Genomic DNA, 2,962 nt, shown 5'->3' with positions numbered 1-2,962 from the left:
GTAATGGGTCATGCAGCGCCAATCAGCTTGGGGGGCTAGTTGTTTTCGGCTGGTCCCGCGACGTCCACGCTGCGGGCGTGGTCTGTTCGGGGGTGGGCCGGGTGCTGCTTGTTCAGCAGAGGCCACCAGGTGGTGGCTGCCGGTCCTGGCCGATCCGTCACCGGATGGTGTTGGTGGCTGGTGCCGGTTGACTGATCCCTCCCACTCTTGCTGGGAGGCCAACCCATCGCGCAGGGCGTGGGCAAGTCGGTAATCGACGGCCGCGGTGCGCGGATCGTCGGGGTTGGCCAGGGCGGCGGAGACGATGTCGCGGTCGCCGCGCAGCCCGCAGCGTGGGCAGTCGTGGATGCGCTGAGCGAGCGTCTTGGGCACTGGCTGCCCGCACAGGCAGTGCTGGCTCATCGCGGTCGAGCGGGTTCCGGCTCGATCCAACCGGCCACCGGCGGCGGTGCACTCGGCGGCAAGAGCGGCCACGAGCATGCCGGGACTGAACAACGCGATCCGTTTGCCCGACAACCGTGCCAGCGGGCTATGCGGGTGGTCGTGGCGCCGTGGGTCGACACGATCCCTCGACGGCCCCCACGGGGCTTCGCTGCTGGGAGTGCGAGCGCGGCGGAGCCGGGCGCAGCGGGTCGCCGCCATCGGGGCCAGCGGCGATCAGCCGTCAGGGCCGCAGCAGTTCGGCCAGCCGGGCGGCGACGGTCTCCCAGCGCCAGTTCGTCGTCACCCAGTCGCGTCCGGCCGCACCCATCGCGCGCGCCCGATCCGGATCGGCCAGCAACCCGCCGACGGCGTCGCCGATCTGATCCACCGACGTCCCGTCGACCACCCGGCCGGTCTTGTCGTCCAGCACGGTCTCGGGCGCCCCACCCGAGCGGCCGGCGACCACCGGGACGCCGGCTGCCGAAGCCTCCAGGAACACGATGCCCAGGCCTTCGACGTCCAGTCCGGCGCCGCGGGTGCGGCACGGCATCGCGAAGACGTCGCCCAGCGCGTAGTGAGCGGGCAGCTCGCCGGTCGGCACCCCGCCGGTGAACACCACGTGGTCGGCCACCCCGCACTCGCCGGCCAGGCGCTGCAGCCGGTCCCGGTACGGCCCGCCCCCGACGATCACCAGCACGGCCCCGTCGACGCGTTGCCGGATCGACGGCAGCGCCCGGATCAGCATGTCCTGGCCCTTGCGGGGCACCAGCCGGGAGACACAGACCACGGTGGGCCGTTCACCCAGGCCGTAGCCGGCCCGCAGCTCGGCACGAGTGACCGGATCGGGCCGGAATCGATCGGTGTCGACCCCGGGCGGCAGATGCTCCAGCGCCGCGCCGCGGCCGAATGCCGAACCGAACCGGCGCCGGGTGTAGCGGCTGACGAAGGTCACCACGTCGGCGGTGTCGCCGATCCGGTGCAGCACCGACCGGGCGACCGGCAGCATCGACCAGCCCACCTCGTGGCCGTGCGTGCTGGCCAGCACCCGCCGGGCACCGGCGGCCCGGGCCCGCCCGGCCAGCAACGCCAGCGGCGCGGCCGCGCCGAACCACACGGTGTCGATGCCCTCTTCGCCGATCAGCCGGTGCATCCGGGTGCCGACCGCCCGGCCGGGCAGCATCAGCGTGCCCGGGTGTCGCACCACCCGGTAGCCGACGGCCGCCCGGTCGAAATCGTCGGCGCCCTTCCACTGCGGCGCGTACACGGTCAGCTGGTGGACCCCGGCCAGTCGCCGGGCGAACTGCTCCAGGTAGGACTGGATGCCGCCGGGGCGCGGGGGAAAGTCGTTGGTGACCAGCAGAACCCGACTCACTCGAGGGATGTTAGCGCGACGACGATGCGGGCCGGGGACGGCCCGCTGATGAGTCGGGCAATCAACGCAGCCACTGCCGCCAGCGGCGTAGCACACCGGGCAGGTCGAGGCCCAGGGTCTGGCGCACGGCAGTGGCCGGGTCGGCGTGACCGGGCCCGCACGCCGCCAGGTAGAGCCGGCGCAGCGTGTCGGCCCGGTACTCCGCGGCGATGAACCGGGCGAACAGCCACGCCCGGTCGTAGGCCTCGGCCCGGGCTGGCCCGGCGGTGTCCAGGTCGGCGTCGGTCGGCAGGGCCGCCGGGAGTGCGGCCGGTACGACCTGCGCCGTGTCTCCCCGGGCCACGAAGTCGGCCACCCCCTCGGTCAGCCAGCGGGGTGCGTCGGCGGTCGTGTCGGCCCGGGCGGCGTAATGAAAAAGCTCGTGTCCCAACACGATCCGCAGCGCTTCGACGCTCATCACGCCCGCTCCCGGGGCGAACACGATCCGCTGTCCGGTGGCGATCCGCCGCCCCGGGTCCACCCGATCGGCGACCGCGACCGCCGCGACATCGGACCACTGCCCGGGGCCGCCGGCCTCGGCGGCGAACTGCCGGTCGGAACCGGTGGCTACCAGCACGATGCGGTGCGGCCAGTCGGTCCCCCAGAACGCCTCCACCGCGTCGACCGCGTCACCGATCTCGGCGGAGACTCTGGCCAGCAATACCGCTCCGGCCGCACCACCCCGGTTGACCAGCTCCACGCTGCGGTGATCACCAACGACCAGCGGCGCATCGGCCGCCGGCGTCCGAACCACCGTTTGCCGGATTCCGGGTGCGCCGTAGACGACCAGCACCGCGGCGACCAGCTCGGTGACCAGCAGGGTGATCAGCCAGCGGCGGACGCGTCGATCAGTAACGACGGGCGTTGTGGATCGGGCCGGATGCGGTCATCGGGACGACCGCAACCGGCTGGCCGTAGGTCGACGAATGGATCATCATGCCGTCGCCCACGTAGATACCGGAGTGGGAGGCATCACCATAGAAGGTCAGCACGTCGCCGGGCTGCAAGTCGGAGAGCGATACCGGCTGCCCGCCGTTGGCCTGCGCCTGGCTGGAGTGCGGCAACGCGATCCCCGCCTGACCGAACGCCCACATCACCAGCCCGGAGCAGTCGAAGCCGCCGGGTCCG

At 72.7% G+C, this 2,962-nt stretch carries 4 protein-coding genes; all 4 read right to left on the bottom strand.

Annotation, left to right across the window (positions count from 1 at the left end; genetic code table 11):
- Positions 1-480 (bottom strand): zinc ribbon domain-containing protein (locus AC2VNT_RS04910; protein WP_486945784.1); only part of this gene is annotated, 480 nt, incomplete at its 3' end.
- 184 nt (positions 481-664) lie between these two features.
- Positions 665-1,795 (bottom strand): glycosyltransferase family 4 protein, encoded by a 1,131-nt coding sequence (locus AC2VNT_RS04905; RefSeq protein WP_486945783.1) that lies wholly within the window; start codon positions 1,793-1,795, stop codon positions 665-667.
- A 61-nt stretch (positions 1,796-1,856) separates the two neighbouring features.
- Positions 1,857-2,654, bottom strand: coding sequence for a hypothetical protein (locus tag AC2VNT_RS04900; protein WP_486945785.1), 798 nt, complete (start codon positions 2,652-2,654; stop codon positions 1,857-1,859).
- Between the two features lie 28 nt (positions 2,655-2,682).
- On the bottom strand, positions 2,683-2,962 hold a 280-nt coding region (locus tag AC2VNT_RS04895; protein WP_486945782.1), incomplete at its 5' end, for an NlpC/P60 family protein.

It is taken from the genome of Mycobacterium sp. TH-M15, from assembly GCF_057473705.1.
This window is presented reverse-complemented; position numbering and strand designations above follow the sequence as displayed.